This window comes from Streptomyces sp. NPDC001532 (assembly GCF_040298625.1).
Lineage (GTDB): Bacteria > Actinomycetota > Actinomycetes > Streptomycetales > Streptomycetaceae > Streptomyces.
The window spans coordinates 34,355-57,537 of sequence record NZ_JBEPAL010000033.1; the positions used below are offsets into that span (position 1 = coordinate 34,355).

Consider the following 23,183-nt stretch of genomic DNA (forward strand, 5'->3'; position numbering starts at 1 on the left):
CCCGGCCCGCCGCTCAGGTCCGCAGGTACGAGGCGCCGTTGAGGTCGAGGACACTGCCGGAGGCCCACTCGGCCTCCGGTGAGGCCAGCCACAGCACCGCCGCGGCGACCTCCTCGGCGGTGGCGACCCGGCCGAAGGGGCTCTGGGCGCGGATGGCGTCGCCCTCGGGGCCGTCGAGGCGCGGGGCGACCCGCTCGGTCTCGAAGAACCCGGGGGCGACGGAGGCGACACCGATGCCGTACGGGGCCAGCGACACCGCCAGCGACTGGCCGAGCGCGTGCACCGCCGCCTTGGTCGCGCCGTAGGCCGGATGGTCCGGCTCGCCCCGGAAGGCGCCGCGGGAGCCGACGTTGACGATCCGTCCGCCGCCGCCCTGGTCGATCATGCGGCGCGCCGCCAGATGACTCAGGTGCGCCGTCCCGAGCAGGTTCACCGCCACGTGCCGCTGCCACAGCTCGACCCACTCCTCGTACGGGGTCTCCGGCAGCGGGTGACGCAGGTTCACCGCGGCGTTGTTCACCAGCACGTCGATCCCGCCGAGGGCGTCCGCCGCCGCGTCCGCCACCGCCGCCGCACCCGCCGGGTCGGCGAGGTCGCCGCCGGTCAGCGCGTGACCGGTGCCGTCGAGCGAGGCGAGGGTGTCACGGGCCTCGTCGGCCCGGGAGCCGTAGTGCACGGCGACGCGGTCGCCGTTGGCCGCGAAGGCGCGCGCCACCGCGCGACCGAGCCCTCGCGCGGCCCCGGTCACCAGAACCCGCCGTCCCGTGGCGGCCGGCGTCGTCATACGGTGTCACCTCTCTCGTCGAAGCCCCCGCCCGCACGCTACCCGCCCCCGGACCGCCGGCCACCGCCCGGGCGGCGCCGTGTCACTCGGCGGCCGGAACGAGCGCCGCCAGGGCCTCGGCGGTGCGCGGCCCAGCGGACGGGTCCGGCAGCAGGCCCTGGGTGTGCAGCAGGCGGGCCGCGGCCACGCCCCAGGGAAGGCGCAGGGCGGCCTCGCGCAGCAGGTCGGTCCGGGCGAGCAGTTCGGGCGCCGGGCCGGTGCGCACGCCGGCCGGGGTGAGCAGGGCCGCGTCATCGGCCCAGCGCAGCGCGAGATCCACGTCGTGGGTGGCCATCACCACCGTCGTACCGCTGCCACGCAGTTCACCGAGGGTGGCCAGCAGCCGCTCCTGGCCGTCCGGGTCGAGTCCGGCCGTCGGCTCGTCGAGGATCAGCACCCGTGGCCGCATCGCGACGGCGCCAGCGATCGCGGTCCGCTTGCGCTGGCCGTACGACAGCAGGTGGGTGGGGCGGTCGGCCAGCGCGGCGATGTCCAGCGCCGACAGCGCCTCCTCGACACGCGCCCGCACCTCCGGGTCGGGCAGGCCGAGGTTCAGCGGCCCGAACGACACGTCCTGCGCGACGGACGCGGCGAACAGCTGGTCGTCCGGGTCCTGCACGACGAGCTGGACGGTGGTCCGCAGCCGGGTCAGCCCCTTGCGGTCGTAGGAGACCGGGTGGCCCTCGACCGTCAGCCGGCCCTCGCGCGGGCGCAGTCCGCCGCTGAGCAGGCGCATCAGCGTGGTCTTGCCGCTGCCGTTGCGGCCCAGCAGCGCCAGCGCCCGCCCCTCGCGGATCTCGAAGTCCAGGCCGCTGAGCACGGCCGGGCCGTCCTCGTACGCGAACGACGCGCCCCGCAGGGCGACCAGGGCAGGGGCCTCGCTCATGTCAGCGGCCTTTCCAGTACGAAGGTGAGCGCGGCCACCGCTGCCAGCAGGGCGCAGCTCGCGGCCGTGAAGCGGACGGAGACGCGGGCCTGCGGGACCAGGACGCGCAGGGTGCCGTCGTAGCCGCGTCCGGCGAGCCCGGCCTGGAGCCGGGTCGCCCGGTCGAAGGCCCGGACGAACGCGGTGGCGCCGAGCCCGGCCAGCGAACGCCAGGTCGCGGCCCGCGTGGTGTGCCCGAGACGGGCCGCCTGCGCGTCCCGGACCAGCCGCATCGAGTCCAGCAGCAGGAAACTCATCCGGTACGTCACCAGGGCGACGTCGACGACCGGTGCGGGCACCCCGGCCCGCACCAGCCGGGGCAGCAGGTCCGACATCGGTGTGGTGAAGGCGAACAGCAGCACCCCGAGCGAGGCCGCCGAGGTGCGCAGCAGCAGCTCACCGGCCCGCACCGGGCCGCCGTCGGCCAGGGCGAGGAACCCGCCGGGTCCGCCCACCTGGACGAGCAGGGTGGCCGCGCCGGTCACACAGAACCCGAGCGGCACCCGGTAGGCCCGCCACAGCCGGCGCCAGGGCACACCGGCCGGGCCCAGCAGCACGGTGAGCGCCGCGAGCAGCACCAGCGCGGCGCCGGGCCAGGGCGGCAGCGAGATCGCGAGCACGGTCAGCCCCAGCCCGAGCACGGCCTTGTCCACGGGGTGGCGGCGGCGCCAGCGGCTGCCGTGCGCCGCCGCGTCGATCGGCAGCATGCGGGCTCAGGCCCCGGGCTCGCCGCCGGCGCCGTCGCCGGCCGGCGCCTTCTGCCCTTCGAGGGCGCGCAGTTCGCCCTGCCGGCGTCCGCGCCGCAGCCCGAAGTAGTAGGCGAGGACGCCCGCGCCGATCGCCGCCTGGAGGGAGAACAGCGCCGACTCGATCTCGCCGGACGGCGGCTCGTACAGCGGCGAGAACCACGGCTCGTAGTCCGGGTCGATCTCGGTGATCGCGGTCTCCGCCTGGGCGTCGGCGCCGGTGAACGGCTCCTCCTTGTCGTCGCCGAGGCCGAGCGCCAGCGGCAGCACGGCGAGCGCGACGACGACGAGCAGCAGCAGGACGTTGATCTTCGCGTTCCGGCTCATCGGGCCACCGCCTCCGTCTCGTCCGCCGCCTCGCCGGGCACCCGCCGGCCGGCGAGGAACACGCCGAGCCGGGTCAGTTCACCCTTGCTGGACTGCACCAGCAGCCGCATCACCAGCACGGTGAGCAGGCCCTCGCTCACCGCCAGCGGGATCTGCGTGACGGCGAAGATGCCGGCGAACTTGCCGAGCGCGCCGAGGAATCCGCTGCCCGGGTCGGGGAAGGCGAGCGCCAGCTGGACACTGGTGACGCAGTAGGTGGACAGGTCGGCGACGAACGCGGCGCAGAACACGGACACCATCAGCGGAACGTCGAAGCGCCGCAGCAGCCGGTACACCGCGTAGCCCGCCCAGGGGCCGACGATCGCCATGGAGAAGACGTTCGCGCCGAGCGTGGTGAGCCCGCCGTGGGCGAGCAGCAGGGCCTGGAAGAGCAGGGTGATGGTGCCGAGCACCGCCATCACGGGCGGCCGGAAGAGGATGGCGCCCAGTCCGGTGCCGGTGGGGTGCGAGCAGCTGCCGGTGACCGAGGGCAGTTTGAGGGCGGACAGGACGAAGGTGAAGGCTCCGGAGGCGCCGAGCAGCAGGGTGCTCTCGGGATGCTCCTTGACCTCACGGGTGAGTGACCGGACGCCGTGGACGACGAAGGGCGCGGACGCGACGCTCCAGGCGATCGCGTGCGCCGGTGGCAGGAAACCCTCGGCTATGTGCATGGCTCGAACAGACCCTCTCCAGCACCTCGTGGATGGTTGACGCGCCTTGGCCGGTCTCCTGGCTGACGGGTACCACCGCCCGAACTCCGCCTTCCCGGGTTCCGAAGAACCCAGTGGCTGCCCGCGAGGGCCGGAGCCGGACTTCCCGATCACAGTGGCGAGGGCCGCACCGGCATCACACCGGATTTCCCGTTCACCAAGGCGTGGTGACAGTAATGCCCGGCTCGGGGTGGTGACAAGCGGACCCCGGGGGCGCCCGGCGGCACCCGCGAGCGCCCCGGCGCGCGCTCCCGGTGGGCCATGACGGCTGCTCAGCCCCGGTGCGCGGGCCCCGCGGACGTGACGGATCCCACTGCGCGGATCCCGCCCCTCAGGACCCGTCGGCCCGCTCCGGCCCGGGGTCGGGAAGGAATCTGACGGCGCGCAGGGCCGCGACGAGTTCGGCGCTCTCGCCGGGGACGCGCAGCGACCGCCCGGTGAGGTCCTCCAGCCGGCGCAGCCGGTAGCGGACGGTGTTGGGGTGGCAGTGCAGCAGCCGCGCGGTCGCGGTGGCGTCCCCGGCCTCGTCGAGCCAGCACTGGAAGGTGTCGAGCAGCAGCGCGCGCCCCTCGGCGTCCAGGGCCAGCACCGGGCCCATCACCCGGCGGGCCAGATCACCGGCCGCGCCGGGCGCGGCGGCCATCACCACGGTGAGCGGATCGTCCGGGAAGCGCACCACCGCGGCGGCCCCCGCCGGATGCCCGGTGAGCGCCAGCCGCGCGTACCGCAGGGCCGGGCCGGTGCCGTCCAGCGCGGCGAACGGCGGACTCACCCCGACCCTGGCGGTCGCCAGCCGTCCGAGCACGGCCATCACCGGGTCCAGGAAGTCCGCGCGGATCAGCGAGACGATCCCGATGTGCAGGTCCGGGCGGAGCGTCCAGGCCGACGGGACGCCCTGTGCGGCGAGCCGGGCCTCGACGTCGGCGAGCGGCTCCTGGCCGAGCGCGGTGGTCTCGGCGGCGACGGCGACGAACGGCCCCTTCCGCGGCAGGCCCAGGGTCTGCGCCACCTCCCACAGCGTGCCCCGGTCGGTGATCCGGCCGCCGAGCAGCGCCTGCGTCAGCGCGGACCGCTCCCGCTCCTGGGCCCGCACCAGTTCGGCGGCGGCCCGGCGGTAGGCGTTGGTCATGGCGTCGCTGTAGACGTCGGCGAGCTGCCAGGCGTCCGCCGCCGCGCCCACCATCAGCGCCGGGTCCACGTCGAGGCGCGCGGCCTCCTCGGTGAGGGCGGCCCACACCTCGGCGAAGCCCAGCCGGTAGGCGCGCAGCACGTCGGGCAGCGGGCTGCCCTGCACCGCGCGCACCCGCCCGGTCTCGCCGGGATGGCTCAGGTCCGCGTCGGTGCCCTGCGCGAACCGGTCGAGCATGCTCGCGATGTTGCGGCGCAGCGAGGTCCGCAGCTCCTCCTCCGGAACGGTGCCGGCGGGGCCGTAGATGTCGATCTCGTCGCGGATGCGGCGGGTGGCGCTCTCGACGATCTCCGCCAGCCGGGGGCGGAGCGACTGTGCCACGGCGGCGATGTCGGGGACGGGCGGATGGCGCTGCACGGCACCAGGCTACGGGAGCACCCTTGTCGACCGGCACAAGCGAGCCCGGCACGGGCCGTTGACTCGCGGGCCCTGGTTGTCACCGGGAACAACGCATCGGGCCCTGTTGTTGTGTGCCGCGCCATTGGGCGCCGGCCCGCCCGCCCGCCACCCTGGAGCCCGCACAGCAGGCACACGGACGTGCCCGGGCCGCTCACAGGAGGACGCATGGCGACCATCGCGGAGAATCTGACCGAGACGGCACGACGCCATCCCGACCGGCCCGCCCTGCGGTTCGGCAGCGTCGTCCTCACCTACGCCGAGGTCGACGCCGCCGCCTCCGAGGTCGCCCGCGCGCTGCTCGCGCAGGGCCTGGAGCCCGGCGACCGGGTCGGCGTGATGCTGCCCAACGTGCCCGCCTTCGTGGCGTACTACTACGGCGTGCTGCGGGCCGGCGGCGTCGTCGTGCCGATGAACCCACTGCTGCGGGCCCGGGAGATCGAGCACTGCCTGGCCGACTCCGGCGCGCGCCGCCTGTTCGTGTCCGAGGCCGCCGCCCCGGAGGCCGCCAAGGGAGCCGAGACCGCCGGCGCCACCGTGACACCGGTCGGCCCGGGGCTGCCGGCGGCCGACGACACCGCAGGTCCGGTTACGGCGGAGCGCCGCGACGACGACCTCGCCGTGATCCTCTACACCTCCGGCACCACCGGCCGGCCCAAGGGCGCCGCCCTCACCCACCGCAACCTCGGCCGCAACACCGAGGTGCTGGCCGACAGCGTGCTGGCGCTGGGGCCCGAGGACGTGGTGATGGGCTGTCTGCCGCTCTTCCACGCCTTCGGCCAGACCTGCGGCATGAACGCCGCAGTCCGCCAGGGCGCCTGCCTGGTCCTGGTGCCGCGCTTCGACCCGGCCGAGGTGCTGGACCTGCTCGACACCCTGCGGGTCACCGTCTTCGAGGGCGTGCCCACCATGTACAACGCGCTGCTGCACCAGCCCGCGTCCGCCACCCGCGAGGCGGCGGCGCTGCGACTGTGCGTGTCCGGCGGGGCGGCGCTGCCGACGGAGGTGCTGCACGGCTTCGAGCAGCGCTTCGGCTGCGCGGTCGCCGAGGGCTACGGCCTGTCCGAGACCTCGCCGGTCGTCACCTTCAACCACCTCGACCGGCCCCGCAAGCCCGGCTCGATCGGCACCCCGATCGCGGGCGTCGAGGTGCGCCTGATCGACGGCGACGGCTACGACGTCCCGGAGGGCGAGATCGGCGAGATCGCCGTACGCGGCCACAACGTCATGGCGGGCTACTGGAACCGCCCCGACGCGACCGCCGAGGCGATCCCCGACGACGGCTGGTTCCGCACCGGCGACCTCGCCCGCCGCGACGACGACGGCTACTACTTCGTCGTCGACCGCAAGAAGGACATGATCATCCGCGGCGGGTACAACGTGTACCCCCGGGAGATCGAGGAGGTGCTGTACGAGCACCCCGAGGTCGTCGAGGCGGCCGTCGTCGGCGTCCCGCACGACTCCCTCGGCGAGGAGGTCGCCGCGGCCGTCGTCCTCACTCCGGACGCCCGGACGACCGCCGACGAGCTGCGGGCCTACGTCAAGGAACGCGTCGCCCCCTACAAGTACCCGCGCACCGTCCACCTCCTCCCCGCCCTGCCCAAGGGCCCCACGGGCAAGATCCTCAAGCGGGAGATCCAGCTGGTCTGACGGGGCGGGGCGGGGGCCGGGCGGGGAGGGGCGGGCGTGCGGTCGGCGCGGCTCGTCCGCCTACGGCTCGTCCGACCACGACCGTACGACTACGACTCGTACGCCTTGGGCAGCCGCATGCCCCGCTCGGCCATCAGCCGCCGCACCCGGTCCGGGTAGTCGGTGATGACGCCGTCCACGCCGAGGTCCATCAGCGCCGCGATGGTGGCCGGGTCGTCGCAGGTCCACGGGATCACCTTCAGCCCGCGCGCGTGGGCCGCGTCGACCATGGCGCGGTCCGGGTAGAAGCGGAAGCCCGGGTCGCCGATCCTGCCGTTCTGCGGGAAGCCGTAGTTGGGGGAGAGGGCCCGGACACCGGGCACGGTGGCGGCGGCGCGCACGAAGTCGCCGCCGTAGTCGTCGGCGTCGATCCCGCCCAGCCACGGAGACGCCCCTTCCTTGCCGACCTGGAGGAAGTCGTAGTTGGTGAGGGCCACCAGCGGCCAGCGCGGGGCGAGCCGGTGCATCGCCTTCAGCGCGCCCCAGTCGAAGGACTGGACGGTCACCTGACGCTCGATGCCGGAGGCGCGGATCTCCTCGAACACCCGCCGCACGAACAGTTCACGCGGCGCGGTCTGCTCGGGCGCGCCCGCCTCCACCTTGGTCTCCACATTGAGCGTGACCTGCCGTGCCTTCGCCCGCCTGACCAGGCCCAGCACATCCCGCAGCTCCACCATCCGGGCACCCGCGATCCGCTCCTGCTCCGGATGCCCGGGCAGCTGCTGGTAGCCGCAGTCCAGGGTCCGAAGCTGAGCCAGTGTCAGGTCCTTCACGTACTTGCCGACGTACGGGTACATCGGGTCACCGGGCTCCAGCGGTGCCGTGTCCCGGCACTTCTGCGCGCTGACCTGCCGGTCGTGGGTGACGACGACCTTGCGGTCCCTGGTGATCTGGGTGTCCAGCTCCAACGTGGAGACCCCGAGCCGCAGCGCCTTCGCGAACCCCTCCAACGTGCTCTCGGTCGTCAGACCGAGACCCCCGCGGTGCGCCTGGAGGTCGAAGTGCGTCTGCTGCGGGAGCACATCGGGTCCGGGCCCTGCGGCCGCGTGTGCGTGTGCGGTCGCGGTCGCTGGGAGGACGAGGACCGGGAGCAGGGCCAGGCAGGCGAGGAAGCGGCCGACGGACATCGAGACCTCACTCGTACGTCGAAGGGGGCGACGCCGGGACGGTAGTGCGGCCGGGCGGGGCGCGGAAGACCGGCGGGGTGCGGGGGCCGTGAACAGTCGGCGAAGCTCGGGTGGTCGGCTGCGGGCCGCAGGCCGACCGCTCACCGCCCACCGCCCGAGGCCACCCGCCCGAAAAGGGGTGTGAGACATCCCGGCGGACGCTGCATCATGACGCAGATGACCGTGAACAACATCCTGCTGTCCGGCATAGTCGGCTCGACCGCCTACGGACTCGCCCACGAGGACTCCGACGTGGACCGGCTCGGCGTGTTCGCGGCCCCCACCGAGGACCTGCACGGACTGCACGGGCCCAAGGAGTCCCACGTCTCCACGGCACCCGACCGCACCCTGCACGAGGTCGCCAAGTGGTGCCGCCTCGCCCTCGGCGGCAACCCCACCGTGCTGGAGCTCGCCTGGCTCCCCGACGAGCTGTACGAACTGCGCACGCCGCTCGGCGACGAGCTGATCGACATCCGCGCCACGTTCCTCAGCGCACGCCGGGTGCGCGCCGCCTATCTCGGCTACGCCACCCAGCAGTTCCGCAAGCTCCAGAACCGCGCCGACGACGAAGCGGCCGCCGCGCCCTCGCGCCGACGGTCCGCCAAGCACGCCCGCCACCTCAGACGACTGTGCGCGCAGGGCTACGAGCTGTACGCCACCGGGCGGTTGAACATCCGCGTGGAGGACCCCGAGAGCTACCACCGCTTCGGTGAGGAGGTCGCCGCCGACCCCTCCGCCGCGCTGCCCCTGCTCCGGCACTACGAGACCGCCTTCGACGAGACCCGCAGCGTCCTGCCCGAACAGCCCGACGAGCGCCCGGCCGAAGCCTGGCTGCGCCGGGTACGGGCGCACTTCTACGCGGCCACCGCCGAGTCCCGCTGACCCCGCCGCGAAAAACCCGGTGCCCCGCGCCCGGCCCTTTCCCTACACTCACCGAGTGATCGCGCACCGCCCCCGAGCGGGCGGTGCGCCGCCGTGTGAAGCCAGTCGAGCGAGGGGAGCCGGGCCGTGCGTGACCGCACCGCTGTCGTCGTTCCCCGCCTCCGCTACGAGGTGATCCTGGTGTCCACGGCCGCCCGGTGCCCGCTGCGCGGCCGGCACCGGACGCCCTGACGAAGCGAGCGGCACGGACCGAGGCACTCCGTCCTACGCCTCCGCCGGGCGCCTGATCCGACGTCACCCGTCGGATCCGACGGCACCCGTCCGGCCCTTCACCACCGCCGACGTCCCTCTCCGGACGTCCGCACACCCGCTCCCGTCCGGGTCATCGCGCCGCCCTTCCCACACCCACACGAAAGGCCACGGGCCGTGCGCACCACCGTCGACAACCTCACCACCGTCCGCAATCTCGGCATCCTCGCCCACGTCGACGCGGGCAAGACCACCGTCACCGAGCGGATCCTCTACGCCACCGGCACCACCCACAAGCGCGGCGAGGTCCACGACGGCACCACCGTCACCGACTTCGACCCGCAGGAACGCGACCGCGGCATCACCATCTTCGCGGCGGCGGTCAGCTGCGCCTGGGACGGCCACCGCGTCAACCTCATCGACACCCCGGGGCACGTCGACTTCGCCGACGAGGTGGAGCGCTCGCTGCGGGTCCTCGACGGCGCGGTCGCCGTGTTCGACGCCGTCGCGGGCGTGGAACCGCAGAGCGAGTCGGTGTGGCGGCAGGCGGACCGCTACGGCGTCCCCAGGATCGCCTTCGTCAACAAGCTCGACCGCGCGGGCGCCGACCTCGACACGGCCGTCGCCTCCATCCGCGACCGGCTGCACCCGGCACCGCTGGTCGTCCAGCTGCCGATCGGCGCGGAGGACGGCTTCCGCGGGGTCGTGGACCTGATCCGGATGCAGGCGCTGACCTGGGACGAGACCGGCGACGCGGCCGTGCGGGGACCGGTGCCCGAGGAACTGCGGGAAACGGCGGCGCGACGGCGCCGGACGCTGGAGGAGGCGGTGGCCGAGCTGCACACGGGCGCACTGGAGGAGTTCTTCGAGCGGTCCGCCCTGTCCGAGGCGACGCTGACCGCCGCCCTGCGCGACCTGACCCGCAGCGGTGACGGCGTGGTCGTGCTGTGCGGCTCCGCCTACCGCAACCGGGGGATCGAGCCACTGCTGGACGCGGTGGTCGCGTACCTGCCGTCGCCGCTCGACGTCCCGGCGGTACGGGGCACCGACGGCGAGCAGCGCCCCGCCGACCCGGCAGCGCCCTTCGCCGCCCTCGCGTTCAAGGTGAACGCCACACCCACCGGCCGCCTCACCTACCTGCGCGTCTACTCCGGCACCATCGAGAAGGGAGCCACCGTGATGGACGCGAACACCCGCCGCACCGAGCGGATCGGCCGCATCCTGCGGGTGCAGGCCGACCGGCACGCCCAGCTGGACCACGCGGTCGCCGGGGACATCGTGGCCGTCGTCGGCCTGAAGGCCGCGCGCGCCGGTACGACACTGTGCGCGCCGCACGCCCCGATCGTCCTCGAACCGCCCGGCGCCGCCGAACCGGTGGTCTCCGTCGCGGTCGAGGCGCGCCGCTCCGGCGACACCGAACGGCTGGCCGGCGCGCTCGCCCGGCTCGCCGAGGAGGATCCGTCCCTGGTGGTGCGCACCGACCCGGAGACCGGCCAGACGGTGCTGTCGGGCATGGGCGAACTGCACCTGGAGGTCGCGGTGGAGAAGATCCGCCGCGCCCACGGGCTGGAGGTCGGCGTGGGCCGCCCGCGCGTCGCGCTGCGGGAGACGGTCGTGCGCTGGGTGTCCGGACACGTCCACCGGCATGTCAAACAGGACGGCGGGTCCGGCCAGTTCGCCCACGTCGTGCTCGACGTGGCACCGCTGCACGCCGAACCCGGCGGCACCGGCTTCGCGTTCACCTCGACGGTGGTCGGCGGCCGCGTGCCGCAGGAGTATGTACGGGCGGTCGAGGCCGGCTGCCGGGACGCGCTCGCCGAGGGCCCGCTCGGCGGACACCCGGTGACCGGGCTCCGCGTGACGCTCACCGACGGGGCGACCCATGTGAAGGACTCCTCGGAGATGGCGTTCCGCACCGCGGGCCGCGCGGCCCTGCTCGGCGCGCTGCGCGCCTCGGCGATGGTGCTGCTGGAGCCGGTCGCCGAGGTGACGGTGACCGTGCCCGAGGACGCCGTGGGCGGCGTCCTCGGCGACCTCGCGGCACGCCGCGGCCGGGTCACCGACTCCACCGTCCGCGCGGGCGCCGCGATCGTCACGGCGACCGTGCCCTTGGCCGAACTCTTCGGCTACGCGACCCGCCTGCGCGGCCGCACCCAGGGCCGCGGCACCTTCACGGCCCGCCCGACGGGCTACGCCCAGGCGCCGACGGCACGGTAGCGGGGAGGAGCGCCGGATCCCTTCCGGCCGGCGGGGGAGGGATCCGGCGGACCCGCCTCGCCGAAGGACGGGCACCGCCCGGTCACCGGCGAGGCGGCTTCGGCTGCCGGGGCGGGGAGCACCGGCCCCGGCAACCCGTCCTGCTCCACTTCCGCACCGCCGTCGGGACCCCGGCCACCTATCGGCGAGATGGCCGGGGCCCTGACGGCGGCACAGGGACCCGGTCCCGCGCCGGGGAGGTGGCGCGGGCGGGTGCCTGTGGGGGCGTGGCCCGGGGCGGGGCTCCTGTCCGCCGGTCAGGTGTCGCCCCGGGCCACCGCGGTGGCGCGGCGGCGAGCCCGTGCCGCCGTCCCGGGTCCCCTCCCCACCCCCGAGGAGGGGACCCGGCGTTCACTCACCGCTCACGGATACGACACCACCGTCGACGGCACGGTGGAGGTGCCCGACGTAGGTGCGCCGAGGTCGTTGATGACGTGCGCGTACTGGCCGTTGCCGCCGAGCGAGACGACCGAGAGGTGGTGGAAGCGCACGCCGGGCGTGACGGGCGCCGCGAAGCCGTGCTCCTGCACGATGGTGGGGTCGACGTTGTAGTAGCAGTAGCTGCCCAGGCCCCAGCCCTCGTGCCGGGTGACCCTGTCGCCGACCTTGTAGGCGGCGTAGCCGCGCAGCGCCCCGTTCTGGATGGCGGCCTGGTTCGGGGCGTCGTAGGCCTTCTCGTTCTGGAAGAAGATCGTGCGGCCGCGCTCGCCGTACCACTGCACGTCGTACTTGTTGAAGTGCTCGACGAACAGGCCGGTGGCGAGGACATCGTGGCCGTTGACGACGAGGCCGTAGTCGGCGCGGTTGGTCTCCCAGCCGACGCCGTCGCCGTGGTCGGCGCGCCAGATCCAGGTGTGGTCGACGATGGTGTGCCGGCTGTTGACGACGAGGCTGGTGGTGGCCTTGCCGGCGCCCGCGCCGCCGATGCGGATGAACACGTCCTGCACGGTGGTCGGGTTGGCGGAGTGGTCGCGGGAGGCGCCCTGCGGCCCGATCTCGACGAGCGTCCTGGAGTTGACCGGCCCGGCGTCGACGAGGAACCCGGCGAGGCGGACGCCGTCGACGTCGGCGACCTTCACGGCGGTGGCGCCGCCCTGCGGGATGAGCGTGGCGTAGCCGAGGCCGAGGACGACGGTGTTCGCGCGGTTGACGCGCAGGGGCTGGTCGAGGTGGTAGATGCCGGGGGTGAGCAGCAGGTGCAGGCCCTGCGCGAGGGCCTGGTTGAGCGTGGCGGCGCTGACGCCGGGCTTGGCGACGTAGAACCGGCCGAGCGGCAGGGACGTGCCGCGGGGGGTGCCGTTGCCCCAGCTGACGCCGCGCGCGCCGACCCGCTTCTCCGGCAGGAAGACGCGGTACTCGTCGCCGGCGAGGTACAGGAACGGCTTCTCGCGGGAGACGGGCGTGGTGTCGAGGGTGGTGTACGGCGGGTTCGGGAAGCTCTGCGCCGGCGCGCCCTCGACTCCGGAGAACACCATGTTCCAGACGCCGTTGAGCCAGCTGCCGATGACGCTGTCGCGGGTGTACCACTGCTGCTGCGAGTACGGTCCGACCTGCCCGTCGATGCGGCTGTCGGCGATGTAGCCGCCGCTGGCCCAGCCGTAGCCGCTGGGCGCGAGGTCAAGCGCGCCGCGCACATGCATCCGGCGGAACGGCGCGGCCTGCGCGACCGCCCACCGGTTCGTCCCGCTGGCGGGGACGAGCGCGAGGTTCTCCGCCGAGCGCCAGAAGTTCTGCGTGGCGTTGCCGTTGAACCAGCCCGCGTCGACGGTGACGTCACCGTTGATGGTGGTGTCGTCGGGGGAGAGCCCGAGGCCGGCGATGGAGGTGTAGAAGCCGATCTGGGCGTTGAGCCCGTGATAGGTGCCGGGCTTGAACAGCAGTGCGTACCGGCCGGTGCCGAACTGGGCGGACTCCTGCTGCCGGAACACCTCGTCGAGGCGGGCCTGGATGCCGGGCGTGGACGGGTCGAAGACGAGGACGTTCGGCCCGAGGTCGCCGCCGCCGGGGAGGGCCTGGGGGCGCGGGCGGCCGCGGGCCGGGACGGCGGACGGCGCGGCCGCGGAGGCCGGGGCGGCGGCCAGGCCCGCGACCACGGGTGCGGCGGCCGCGGCACCGAGCAGGGTCCGCCGTCCGACGCCGACGGGCCGGTCGGCGGCGGACGATGACGGAGTCTCAGCGTGCGTAGGGCGGCGGTGCATGCGGCTCTCCAGGTTCAGGAAGTGAACAGGGGAAGGGGTGGGAGCGCTCTCTTTCCGCCGAATGCTTCATCCGCCGAAACGGGTGCGTCAAGAGGTGCGGCAGAGTTCGACGATTGACGTTGAAACTCTTGACGGGTCGGGTAGTTGCCGTTTAACTCACGGCCTAAATTAAGTGGTGACGGGCCCCAGGGAAGGGGCCCGAAGAGCCATGCGCAGCATCCGTCAGCCCGGATCACCGGCCGTAGCCGGCCGCCCCCCACTCCTCCAGGGAGAGCCGCATGCCATCCCGCACCCGCACCGGTACCCGCACGTCCCGCACCCTGCTGACCGCCCTCACCGCCCTGTCCCTGCTGGGCGCCGGCCCGCTCCTGGCCACCCCCGCCGCCGCCGGGCCCGCCGCGGAGCCCGGCGCCGTCGCGGCCGCCGCCTGGGACACCGACCGCGCGGCCGCCGCCTACGCCGCGAACCCGTCCGCCGTCACCGCCTCCGGCAGCGAGAACGCCGGCACCGCACCCGGCCTCGCCTTCGACAACAACGCCGGAACGCGCTGGTCCAGCAACTTCGCCGACGACGCGTGGATCCGCCTCGACCTCGGCACGACCCTCCGCGTCGACCGGGTGACCCTCGACTGGGAAGCCGCCTACGGCAAGAGATACGTCCTGGAGATCTCCAGGAACGGCACCGACTGGACGCCGTTCTACACGGAGACCGCCGGCACCGGCGGCACCGTCACCGCGCACACCTATCCCCAGGAGGTCACCGGCCGCTACCTCCGCCTCCGCGGCCTGGAACGCGCCACCCCGTACGGCTACTCGCTCTACTCCTTCAAGGTCTACGGCGGCGAACCCGCCCCCGCCTCCACCACGCGCGCCAACCTCGCCCTGAACCACCCCGCCTACGCCAACTACTACGCCCACGCGGGCAACTCACCGGCGTTCGTCACCGACGGCGGCTGGCCCGCCAACGTCAAGGACGACGCGACCCGCTGGTCCAGCGACTGGAACAAGGACCGCTGGGTCGCGGTCGACCTCGGCGCCACCTCCACCATCGACACCGTCGACCTCTACTGGGAGGCGGCCTACGCCGTCGACTACGAACTCCAGGTCTCCGACGACAACCGCACCTGGCGCACGGTCTACCGCCCCTCAGCCTCCGAAGTCGCCGCCCGCCGCGCCAACGTGAAGTCACCGGGGGAGTCAGTCGGCCTGCACGACAGCGTCCGCCTCCCGCAGCCCGCCACCGGCCGCTACGTCCGCATGCTCGGCAAGGAACGCCGCTCCTTCCACAACCCGGCCCCCTCCACCGCCCAGTTCGGCTACTCCCTCTACGAGTTCCAGGTCTGGGGCACCGGAGGCAGCGCCACCGCCGCGTACCCGGCGCTCCCCGCCGAACAGCCCGGCACCTACCAGACCGCCTTCTTCGACGACTTCACCGGCTCCTCCCTCGACCGCTCCAAGTGGCGCGTCGTGCGCACCGGCACGGAGATGGGCCCGGTCAACGGCGAGTCGCAGGCGTACGTCGACTCCCCCGACAACATCCGCACCGAGAACGGCAACCTGATCCTGCGCGCCAAGCACTGCAAGGGCTGCACGCAAGCGGGCGGCGGCACCTACGACTTCACCTCCGGCCGCATCGACACCAACACCAAGTTCGACTTCACCTACGGCCGGGTCAGCGCCCGTATGAAACTCCCGGTGGGCGACGGCTTCTGGCCCGCCTTCTGGCTGCTCGGCAGCAACGTCGACGACCCGACCGTCTCCTGGCCCGCCTCCGGCGAGACCGACATCATGGAGAACGTCGGCTACGCCGACTGGACCAGCACCGCCCTGCACGGCCCCGGCTACTCCGCCGACGGCAACATCGGCGCCCGCCAGACCTACCCGAACGGCGGCCGCGCCGACCAGTGGCACACCTACACCGTGGACTGGACCCCCACGGGCATGCGCTTCTACGTCGACGACCGCCTCGTCCAGGAGACCACCCGCAACAAGCTCGAATCGACCCGCGGCCAGTGGGTCTTCGACCACAACCAGTACGTCATCCTCAACCTCGCCCTCGGCGGCGCCTACCCGGCCGGCTGGAACAAGGTCACCACCCCGTACTGGGGCCTCCCCCAATCCAGCGTCGACCGCATCGCGGCCGGGGGAGTGCAGGCGGAGGTGGACTGGGTGCGGGTGGAACAGAAGCGCTAGCACGGAGTCCGCGCGCCGACGTTGATCACCAGGGGTGAGACGAGCGTCACCCCTGGTGGGTACTGTGGTGATGGCACAGGACGCGCAAGGTGGGGGCGACATGGGGCTCGCGAACGAGAAGATCATCTCTCAGGTGGAGGACCTGCTGCTGGGCAGGGTCGTCATTCCCTCCATCCAGCGTGACTTCGTCTGGATGCGCCCGGACGTGCGCGACCTCTTCGACTCCCTTTACCGCGGCTACCCCGTCGGCGCACTGCTGCTGTGGAAGACCAACCTGACCGTCCCCTTCAAGACCGCCGCTGTCGTCCAGACCGCCAAGTCTGCGCACCAGCCCTTGTACCTGCTGGACGGCCAGCAGCGGCTGACGTCCCTGGCCTGGGTCTACCAGCCGGAGTCGAAGGCCGACGGCCGTCACATCGACCTACGTTTCGACGTGCGCACCGAGGAGTTCGTCAACCCGAGCGCGGTCCAGCGCAAGGACCCGCTCCTCGTTCCGGTCTCGACGCTTCTCCAGGAGAACGTGCAGTTCTACCAGGTGCTCCGCAAGGCCGAAGTGCCGATGGAGAGTCCGGACTTCGACCCGTGGGTCCAGCGCCTGCAGAAAGTGCACAACATCCGGCACCACCAGATCGCCGTCATCACCTACGAGTCCGACGACTACGAGGAGGTCGCCGAACTCTTCGCCCGACTCAACAAGGGTGGCCGGCGGCTGTCCAAGGGCGACCTCGTGTACAGCGCCATCGCCGCCCGCTGGTCGGACGGCCTGGACACCATGGACGCCTTCCACCAGGAGCTTCAGGACAGCAATTTCGCCCTGAACCGGGAAGCCGTCCTGCGCCTGATGAGCCTCCTGGCGGGCACCGGGGCCCATCACATCAAGCTCATCGGCGCGGACAAGGACGAAGCGGCTCTGAAGGAGGCCTGGCAGGCCACCGAGAGGGCCCTCCGCTTCGCCATCGACTTCCTCAAGGGTGAATGCTCGATCCCGCGGTCCGAGATTCTCTCCTCTCCGAACGTCACCATCGTGCCCGCCCTCCTGCTGTACCACCGAGACGGCAAACTCCGTCCCGGAGAGGCCCAGTTGCTCCGCCGCTGGGTGTACACGGCGATGGCGTTCAGCCACTACTCGCTCCAGGTGGAGGGCAAGCTCGACGCCGAGGCCAGGCTGATCAAGTCACGCGAGGGCGAGGACCTGTTCGCCGAACTGATCCGCAGGGCCTCCGGCACCCGCTCCCTGGACAGCGCCCTGCACCCCAGGGACCTGGAGCAGAAGTACGCGACGCACCCCTTCTTCAAGCTGCTCTACATCGCCGCGCTGCGGCGGACGGCACGGGACTGGGCGACCAACATCGCCATCAGCGACCAGCCGATGAACAGCAGCGCCAAGATCGAGTACCACCACGTGTTCCCGCGCGCCCGGGTCCAGGGGACATACGCGAAGGAGGAGTGGAACAGCCTCGCCAACCTGGCCTTCGTCACCGGCCAGACCAACAAGATGATCTCCTCCAGGCTGCCCGCCGACTACATGGCAGGCATCGCGCCGGAACGCCTCGCCGAGCAGTGGATCCCCGCCGATCCGGACCTGCGCTTCCTGGAGCGGTTCCCCGACTTCCTCGCCGCGCGCCGCCGCGCGCTGGCCAACGTCCTCAACGAACTGCTGGGACTCCCCGCATACACCGGCCAGGACACCACCCACCCGGACACGGACGAGCTGCCCCCCGACGAGGAAGTGATCGCGGAGGAGCCGACCGCACCCAGGCCCGCCGAAGCGGAATCACAGGACCTCCGCACAGCTGAGGCGTCGAGCTCCACTCGCTCTGACAGGGCCTGACAAGCTCCGCTTCAGAGGCCTGCCTCCACCAGGAAGGGACTCGGCACACCGGACCAGGAGACGTACAGGCTGTCGCGGGCTCGTGTGCAGGCGACGAAGAGCAGGCAGCGCTCCGCCATCATGTCCGTCTCGTGCTGCTTGGCGTCCACCTCGGGCGGCGTAACCGCCTTCGGGAACGGCAGGGCGTCCTCGGTGACGCCGACGACCGCGACGCAGCGAAACTCCAGACCTTTGAACGAGTGCATCGTGCCGACCCGAACGGTCGCCGTGTCCCCGGCATCGGTGGTGTTGCGCAGGGCAGCCGCGGGAATGCCGGCGTCCTTCAGGCGCGCCACCGCCTTCGCGCACGTCTTGTTGAACCGAGCGCTGACGCCGATCTCCCCGGCGCCGACACCCGAGTCCACCCAAGCCCGTACCCGTGCGACAAGCGCGTCCAGTTCGGCCTCCTCGGAGGCCGCCGCATGTACGGCGGGGCCGTCGCCGTGCAGGGCGGAGCGGTAGCCGAGCAGGGTATCGGTGCGGTTCTCGTCCTCCAGCTGGGCGATCGGGCGGCCGATCAGCAGCGCCGTGGACCAGCGCAGGATCTCCTGCGTGCTGCGGTAGTTCTTGCGGAGCTTCACCGACCGCCCGGTCACCTTGATGCCGAGCGACTTGAGTGACACCTTCGCGTCGTAGATGCGCTGGTGCGGATCGCCCGCGATGAACAGGTCGTCCGGGCGGGCGGGCACGGCCGCGCGGAGCAGACGCCACTGCGCCGGGTGCAGGTCCTGCGCCTCGTCCACCACGACGTGTCGGTACGGAGGCCCTTTCTCCTCCAGCAGCCGAGCCGCCTGGGAACACGTCTGCAGCCAGGTGCGGGCCCCGTCCGCGGCCAGATCGGCGGTGAACCGCTCCACCGTCTCCCACACCAGTGGCCGCTCGGCCGCCGTCAGCCGGCTCCCGCGGCCCCGCCGGTCCGCCGCCTCGTACTCGACCAGGGTCCGGATGTCCTGGGCGAGGATGACGTGCCGGAACTCCTGGGCGAGGAACTGCGCGCTGCCGGTGAAGCCCGTGGTCTTGGCGGCCTTGGCCCAGCGGCTCTCCTCCTCGTTGCTCATCAGCGGTCGCAGCGCCACCGCGCCCGGTGCCTCGGCGACGACCCGGCCGGCGAAGCCGTCCACCGTCGAGATGTCCACCCGCTCGCGCAGCTGTGGATCCTCGACGAGAGACTCCAGGCCGGAGCGGAGCGCGTTGACGAGTGCGTTGGTGTACGTCGTGAGGAGGATGCGGTCCCCGTCGCGCAGGTGGCCGAGCAGATGCCTGACCCGGTGCAGGGCCACGACGGTCTTGCCGGTGCCCGGCCCGCCCGTGACCTGCGCGGGCCCTGAGTACGACGCCCGGTAGGCCACCCTCCGCTGGGAGGGGTGCAGGAAGACCCGCCAGGCCGCGAAGGGCTTCTCCAGGATGTCCCGCAGCTCCTCGGAGGCGGAGACCAGCGCGATACGAGCCCGGCTGTGCCGGATCGCCGTCTCGTAGTCGTGCGCGTCAACAGGCTGGGCCGAGGCTTGGAGAGCGGGTGCGACGATGTCCTGCCAGACCTCCTCCACCGTGCAGCCCGCGGCGAGATACTGCAGCACCTCGCGCTGGTCCTGCGGCAGCAGCGGCGCGAAGACGTCCAACTGCTCCTGGTCGAGGAGCGACCGGGCCTGTCGCAGCGTCTCGTCGTCGATGCCCAGTGCCTTCAGGTCCCCGTCGGAGAACTTCGCGAACAGCCGCTCCTCCGGCGAGTCCTTCGCCACCTCCTCGTACGCCGGCGTCAGCTCGTCCAGAGTCGCCGCGTCCCGGATCTCGACGGCCCGGGTCACCTCGTTGATGCTGGACCTCTGCTTCCGCGCCCAGGCGATGGCCTTGTCGTGCGGCATCACCCGGAGCAGGACGAAGGTGTCCCCGGAGGGTGGGGCGAGGACGACTCCTCGCCAGAACTGATCGATGCGGATCGTCCGTATCTGCTTGTCCTTGGCGTTCGTCAGGCTCTCCAGTTTCAGCCCTGGGTCCTTGAAGAGCTGATCGAGGCTGAGCCGGTTGAACTTCTCCCACGCCTCCAGGACGCCCTTCCTGACCGGGGGCTGGAGCTTGGGGAGTTCGGCGAAGAAGCCGATGTCGAAGGCAAGCTGCGGCATGGCGGGATCCTAAGGGGCGAGCTGACTGCGATGGGGCGGAAGGGCCGGGTCAGGCAGGAGAACCAGAGGAGTCGCCGTCGAGGTCCAGACGGATCACCGCCAGCGTCTCGGCGACCTCCGCCGTGAGTTCGTCGTCCGGCCCCCACACCATGCACAGGTCGGCGTACAGAGGATCCAGAACGCCGAACGCCTCCGCTGCTCGTCCCTGCGCGAGCAGCAGCATGCCGATGTCGCGGCGCAGTTCGACGGCTTCCTCGCTCACGTCGCCGTCCACGGAGCGCACGACGTCGAGGACGCCGTGCAAGCCAGCGAGCGCCTCGGTCACCTGGCCGAGTTCGCCGAGGCAGCGGGCCGCCTGGGCCCGGCTGTCCCGGGCGTCCTCGCTGCCCGGGCCACTGACGCGCCCGTAGGCGTCGGCGAGTGCCTCGAACTCGGGCAGCGCCGCACGGTGGTCCCCCGCCAGCTGACGGCTGAACGCCCGGCGCCGACGCAGTCCGAGCACCGCTTTGCTCTCAGATCCGAGGACCCTTGCGGCCGGCTCGACCATCTCGCCCACCACCTCGGCGGCCTGCGCGTACCGCTCCTCCTCCATCAGCGCGGCGTAGTGTGCGTGCACTTCGAGAATCTGTTCCCGCAATGCCTCCCGCTCGGCCGCTGGAACGGCGGGCGGTAGGCCGAACCCGGCGGCGGGCGCGGCACCCGGCGCGTTCGGGGTCCCGGCACGCGAGCGGGGCCCGTAGGGACGGCGGAAGATACCCGTCGGATCGGGCGCCCCGGCAGGCCCCGACTCGTCCGGCACCGCTTCCGCACCGGGCGCGGGCAGGAAGGGCCGCAGCCGCTCGTACGCCTCCTGCACGTCCGCGGGACGCGCCTCGGGTGCCTTGCGCAGCAGGTGCAGAACGAGCGCCTCCAGCTCCTCCGGTACGTCGGCTCGCAGTTGCCGCAGCGGCGTCGGCGTCGCGCTCACGTGCTGCATCATCAACTGGAACTCGCCGTCGCCGCTGAACAGGGGCCGTCCGCAGAGAAGCTCGTGCAGCACACATCCCAGCGCGTACAGGTCGGTGCGCGGCGTGACCCGTCCACCGCGCACCTGTTCCGGCGCCATGTATTGGTGCGTACCGATGGGACTGCCGGTCGCGGTCAGCCGCGTGACGTCGGTCTGCAGGATGGCCGCGATGCCGAAGTCGAGAACCTTCACGGTGCCGTCCCGCGCGACCAGGATGTTGCTCGGCTTCAGATCACGGTGCACCACGGGCACGTCGTGCGCGTACGACAGCACCGTCGCGACCTGCGCCGCAACCGCCACCGCCCAGCTGACCGGAAGAGGCCTGTCCGGGTGGACGTACGCGGTCAGCGGCACGCCGTCGACCAGCTCCATCACCAGGAACAGCTGCTCGTAGGACTCGTCGAGCACCGCGTCGTACACCTGCGGCACACCGGGATGCTGGATCCGCGCGGTGATCCTCGCCTCGCGCCGGAACCGCTTCTCGAACTCCTCCGCCAGGTGCGGCGACGTCACGGCTTGCGGGCGGATGAGCTTCACGGCGACCGGTCGGTCCAGGACGGCGTCGTAGCCCCGCCACACGTCGCCCATGCCACCCTGGCCGAACCGCTCCAGCAGCTCGTAGCGTCCCGCGATCCGCCGTACGTCCGGCACCTGGCCCCGCCCCCGTCGAGTGTCCGAAGTGGTCTTCGCTGTGCTCGGGGATCAGTGTCGCGGGTGGGGCTTCGGCACGTCCAGCCAGGTCGCGGCCTGCCTACGGCATCAGGTCAGGCCGGGGGCGGTGCACTCCGCCCAGACGGTCTTCCCCGGGCCTCCCCGGGCGCGTGTGGCGCAGCCCCAGCGGTCGGCCAGCGCCTCGACGAGGAGCATCCCGCGCCCGCCGTCGTCCGGCGCGGAGGAGCGGATGCGGGGGAGGCGTTCACCGCGGGTGTCGCTGACCTCGATGCGTACGGTGCTGGTGGCGGGGGCCGCGGTGAACAGGACGTGGAAGTCCCGGCCGGCCACGTGCCCGTGCCGTACGGCATTCGCGCACAGCTCGGCCACGACGAGGGTGACGGCGTCATGCGCGTCGCTGCCGTACGGGACGCCCCAGGCGTCGAGCCGGTGCCCGCACAGCCGCCGGGCCAGGCGGGCGCCGCGCGGGGTCGAGCTGAAACGCATCGCGAACCGGTGGGCGGAGAGGGGTGGTTGTGTTGCGGTCATGCACTCACCGTGGCGTTTCGTGGCGTAGCGTGACCAGTGGTGACGCGCTGACGTCGACCCTTCGTACGGGGCGGGCGCGGGCGCTGTACGTGGCGGTACGCAGGGGAGAGGCGGCAGGACGATGACCGCGCGGGACGAGGAAGCGGAGCAGCCGCAGCAGCGGCCGGAGGACGATCCGGGGACGGGTGTCGTGACCGCGTTCGGGCGGCAGCTGAAGCTGCTGCGGACACGGGCGGGGCTGGAGCGGGCCGAGTTCGGCAGGCGACTCGGCTACTCGGCGGACACGGTGGCATCGGTCGAGCAGGGGAGAAGGATTCCGCAGGCCCGGTTCATCGAGAGGGCGGATGAGGTGCTGGGGGCCGGGGGTGTTCTGACGGCGCTGAAGGAGGAGGTGGGGAGGGCTCAGTATCCGGCGTTCTTCCGGGACATGGCTCGACTGGAAGCCAAAGCCACGGCCCTGAACGTGTATGCGGTGTATGCCGTGCCAGGTCTGTTGCAGACGGAGGACTACGCGCGCGCCGTCTTCCATATGCAGCGGCCTCTGCTGGAAGACGAAGTGATCGAGCAGCGGCTTGAGGCGCGCATGGTGCGTCAGAAGATCCTCTGCCGACGCCCTGCTCCTTTGCTGAGCTTCGTGATCGAGGAAGCGGTGCTGCGCAGGCCCATCGGTGGTCCGAAAGTCATGCGCGAGACGCTGGAACAAATCCTGCTAACCGGCCAGGCTAGGAACGTGGAGGTGCAGGTCATGCCGATCGACCGCGAGGACAACGCCGCGTTGGGCGGCCCTTTCTCGTTGATCGACACTGACACGGGGCAGCGTCTTGCGTACGCGGAAGTACAGGATCACAGTCGCCTCTACACCGACGCTGCGTACGTGCGGACGCTCGAAGCGCGCTATGGCATCCTCCGATCACAAGCGCTGACACCGAGCGAGTCAGTGGCGTTCATCGAGCAACTGATGGGAGACACATGAGCGTGCAGCACAGCGTGGCGGCTGCGCCCGAGGCCGCTTGGATAAAGAGCAGCTACAGCACAGGCAACGGTGGCGAATGCGTCGAGGTCGCCGCCGTCTCCGGAGCCGTCCTCATCAGGGACTCGAAACGGCCCGCCGCGGCCAGTCTCGCCTTCGGCCACGAGGCATGGGCCGGGTTCGTGGAGATGTCCGCCGGACGTTGACCGGCGGACATATGACGGGCGGGG

General features: G+C 72.3%; 18 protein-coding genes and 1 riboswitch. Of the genes, 7 read left to right on the top strand and 11 right to left on the bottom strand.

Annotation, left to right across the window (positions count from 1 at the left end):
- Positions 1-13: 13 nt before the first annotated feature.
- The 6 genes from ABT232_RS26675 to ABT232_RS26700 all read right to left on the bottom strand — a co-directional run bounded on the left by ABT232_RS26675 (position 14) and on the right by ABT232_RS26700 (position 5,116).
- Positions 14-784 carry an SDR family NAD(P)-dependent oxidoreductase gene (locus tag ABT232_RS26675; protein ID WP_351844282.1) on the bottom strand — a complete coding sequence of 257 codons (771 nt, stop codon included), beginning with the start codon at positions 782-784 and terminating at the stop codon, positions 14-16.
- An 82-nt stretch (positions 785-866) separates the two neighbouring features.
- The gene (locus ABT232_RS26680) at positions 867-1,709 is read right to left on the bottom strand and encodes an energy-coupling factor ABC transporter ATP-binding protein (protein ID WP_351844284.1); all 843 of its coding nucleotides are present in this window, start codon (positions 1,707-1,709) and stop codon (positions 867-869) included.
- Positions 1,706-2,455: a cobalt ECF transporter T component CbiQ gene (gene cbiQ / locus ABT232_RS26685; RefSeq protein ID WP_351844286.1), complete on the bottom strand. Its 750-nt coding sequence runs from the start codon at positions 2,453-2,455 to the stop codon at positions 1,706-1,708. Before cbiQ ends, ABT232_RS26680 begins: the two co-directional genes overlap by 4 nt.
- A 6-nt stretch (positions 2,456-2,461) precedes the next feature.
- Positions 2,462-2,821, bottom strand: coding sequence for an energy-coupling factor ABC transporter substrate-binding protein (locus ABT232_RS26690; protein WP_351844288.1), 360 nt, complete (start codon positions 2,819-2,821; stop codon positions 2,462-2,464).
- Positions 2,818-3,531, bottom strand: coding sequence for an energy-coupling factor ABC transporter permease (locus ABT232_RS26695; RefSeq protein WP_351844290.1), 714 nt, complete (start codon positions 3,529-3,531; stop codon positions 2,818-2,820). Before ABT232_RS26695 ends, ABT232_RS26690 begins: the two co-directional genes overlap by 4 nt.
- Positions 3,532-3,562: 31 nt before the next feature.
- Positions 3,563-3,747, bottom strand: a riboswitch (cobalamin riboswitch).
- Positions 3,748-3,901: 154 nt separating this feature from the next.
- Entirely contained in the window at positions 3,902-5,116 is a 1,215-nt protein-coding gene (locus ABT232_RS26700; protein WP_351844292.1) for a PucR family transcriptional regulator, read from the bottom strand.
- A gap of 207 nt (positions 5,117-5,323) precedes the next feature.
- Here ABT232_RS26700 and ABT232_RS26705 point away from each other — a divergent pair, with 207 nt between their 5' ends.
- On the top strand, positions 5,324-6,805 hold the full coding sequence (locus ABT232_RS26705; RefSeq protein ID WP_351844294.1) for a long-chain-fatty-acid--CoA ligase: 1,482 nt from the start codon (positions 5,324-5,326) through the stop codon (positions 6,803-6,805).
- Positions 6,806-6,894: 89 nt separating this feature from the next.
- Here ABT232_RS26705 and ABT232_RS26710 read toward each other — a convergent pair whose 3' ends face one another.
- Positions 6,895-7,971, bottom strand: a complete 1,077-nt coding sequence (locus ABT232_RS26710; protein ID WP_351844296.1) for a glycerophosphodiester phosphodiesterase family protein — start codon at positions 7,969-7,971, stop codon at positions 6,895-6,897.
- 216 nt (positions 7,972-8,187) lie between these two features.
- Between ABT232_RS26710 and ABT232_RS26715 the strand changes: the two genes are divergently transcribed.
- Both ABT232_RS26715 and fusA read left to right on the top strand, forming a co-directional pair.
- A complete protein-coding gene (locus ABT232_RS26715) occupies positions 8,188-8,892 on the top strand; it encodes a nucleotidyltransferase domain-containing protein (protein WP_351844298.1) in 705 nt (234 codons plus the stop codon).
- A 426-nt stretch (positions 8,893-9,318) separates the two neighbouring features.
- Positions 9,319-11,358 (top strand): elongation factor G, encoded by a 2,040-nt coding sequence (gene fusA, locus ABT232_RS26720; RefSeq protein WP_351844300.1) that lies wholly within the window; start codon positions 9,319-9,321, stop codon positions 11,356-11,358.
- A gap of 401 nt (positions 11,359-11,759) precedes the next feature.
- Here fusA and ABT232_RS26725 read toward each other — a convergent pair whose 3' ends face one another.
- A complete protein-coding gene (locus ABT232_RS26725) occupies positions 11,760-13,595 on the bottom strand; it encodes a pectate lyase-like domain-containing protein (protein WP_351844302.1) in 1,836 nt (611 codons plus the stop codon).
- Between the two features lie 278 nt (positions 13,596-13,873).
- Here ABT232_RS26725 and ABT232_RS26730 point away from each other — a divergent pair, with 278 nt between their 5' ends.
- Positions 13,874-15,787: a discoidin domain-containing protein gene (locus ABT232_RS26730; protein ID WP_351844304.1), complete on the top strand. Its 1,914-nt coding sequence runs from the start codon at positions 13,874-13,876 to the stop codon at positions 15,785-15,787.
- Positions 15,788-15,887: 100 nt separating this feature from the next.
- Positions 15,888-17,618: a GmrSD restriction endonuclease domain-containing protein gene (locus tag ABT232_RS26735; RefSeq protein WP_351844306.1), complete on the top strand. Its 1,731-nt coding sequence runs from the start codon at positions 15,888-15,890 to the stop codon at positions 17,616-17,618.
- Positions 17,619-17,629: 11 nt separating this feature from the next.
- Here the strand turns inward: ABT232_RS26735 and ABT232_RS26740 are convergent, their stop codons facing one another.
- From ABT232_RS26740 to ABT232_RS26750, 3 genes are all read right to left on the bottom strand, one after another.
- A complete protein-coding gene (locus tag ABT232_RS26740) occupies positions 17,630-19,777 on the bottom strand; it encodes a UvrD-helicase domain-containing protein (RefSeq protein ID WP_351844308.1) in 2,148 nt (715 codons plus the stop codon).
- Positions 19,778-19,826: 49 nt separating this feature from the next.
- The gene (locus tag ABT232_RS26745; protein ID WP_351844310.1) at positions 19,827-21,434 is read right to left on the bottom strand and encodes a serine/threonine-protein kinase; all 1,608 of its coding nucleotides are present in this window, start codon (positions 21,432-21,434) and stop codon (positions 19,827-19,829) included.
- A gap of 108 nt (positions 21,435-21,542) precedes the next feature.
- Positions 21,543-21,983 carry an ATP-binding protein gene (locus ABT232_RS26750; RefSeq protein ID WP_351844312.1) on the bottom strand — a complete coding sequence of 147 codons (441 nt, stop codon included), beginning with the start codon at positions 21,981-21,983 and terminating at the stop codon, positions 21,543-21,545.
- 121 nt (positions 21,984-22,104) lie between these two features.
- Between ABT232_RS26750 and ABT232_RS26755 the strand changes: the two genes are divergently transcribed.
- The gene (locus ABT232_RS26755) at positions 22,105-22,956 is read left to right on the top strand and encodes a helix-turn-helix domain-containing protein (RefSeq protein ID WP_351844313.1); all 852 of its coding nucleotides are present in this window, start codon (positions 22,105-22,107) and stop codon (positions 22,954-22,956) included.
- Positions 22,953-23,159, top strand: coding sequence for a DUF397 domain-containing protein (locus ABT232_RS26760; protein ID WP_351844315.1), 207 nt, complete (start codon positions 22,953-22,955; stop codon positions 23,157-23,159). Before ABT232_RS26755 ends, ABT232_RS26760 begins: the two co-directional genes overlap by 4 nt.
- Positions 23,160-23,183: the final 24 nt, after the last annotated feature.

Coding starts and splice junctions, on each gene's coding strand:
- ABT232_RS26755 (WP_351844313.1), top strand. CDS start 22,105: ATGACCGCGCGGGACGAGGAAGCGGAGCAGCCGCAGCAGCGGCCGGAG.
- ABT232_RS26740 (WP_351844308.1), bottom strand. CDS start 19,777: ATGCCGCAGCTTGCCTTCGACATCGGCTTCTTCGCCGAACTCCCCAAG.
- ABT232_RS26730 (WP_351844304.1), top strand. CDS start 13,874: ATGCCATCCCGCACCCGCACCGGTACCCGCACGTCCCGCACCCTGCTG.
- ABT232_RS26705 (WP_351844294.1), top strand. CDS start 5,324: ATGGCGACCATCGCGGAGAATCTGACCGAGACGGCACGACGCCATCCC.
- ABT232_RS26735 (WP_351844306.1), top strand. CDS start 15,888: ATGGGGCTCGCGAACGAGAAGATCATCTCTCAGGTGGAGGACCTGCTG.
- ABT232_RS26710 (WP_351844296.1), bottom strand. CDS start 7,971: ATGTCCGTCGGCCGCTTCCTCGCCTGCCTGGCCCTGCTCCCGGTCCTC.
- ABT232_RS26695 (WP_351844290.1), bottom strand. CDS start 3,531: ATGCACATAGCCGAGGGTTTCCTGCCACCGGCGCACGCGATCGCCTGG.
- cbiQ (WP_351844286.1), bottom strand. CDS start 2,455: ATGCTGCCGATCGACGCGGCGGCGCACGGCAGCCGCTGGCGCCGCCGC.
- ABT232_RS26675 (WP_351844282.1), bottom strand. CDS start 784: ATGACGACGCCGGCCGCCACGGGACGGCGGGTTCTGGTGACCGGGGCC.
- ABT232_RS26690 (WP_351844288.1), bottom strand. CDS start 2,821: ATGAGCCGGAACGCGAAGATCAACGTCCTGCTGCTGCTCGTCGTCGTC.
- ABT232_RS26715 (WP_351844298.1), top strand. CDS start 8,188: ATGACCGTGAACAACATCCTGCTGTCCGGCATAGTCGGCTCGACCGCC.
- ABT232_RS26725 (WP_351844302.1), bottom strand. CDS start 13,595: ATGCACCGCCGCCCTACGCACGCTGAGACTCCGTCATCGTCCGCCGCC.
- ABT232_RS26760 (WP_351844315.1), top strand. CDS start 22,953: ATGAGCGTGCAGCACAGCGTGGCGGCTGCGCCCGAGGCCGCTTGGATA.
- ABT232_RS26680 (WP_351844284.1), bottom strand. CDS start 1,709: ATGAGCGAGGCCCCTGCCCTGGTCGCCCTGCGGGGCGCGTCGTTCGCG.
- ABT232_RS26750 (WP_351844312.1), bottom strand. CDS start 21,983: ATGACCGCAACACAACCACCCCTCTCCGCCCACCGGTTCGCGATGCGT.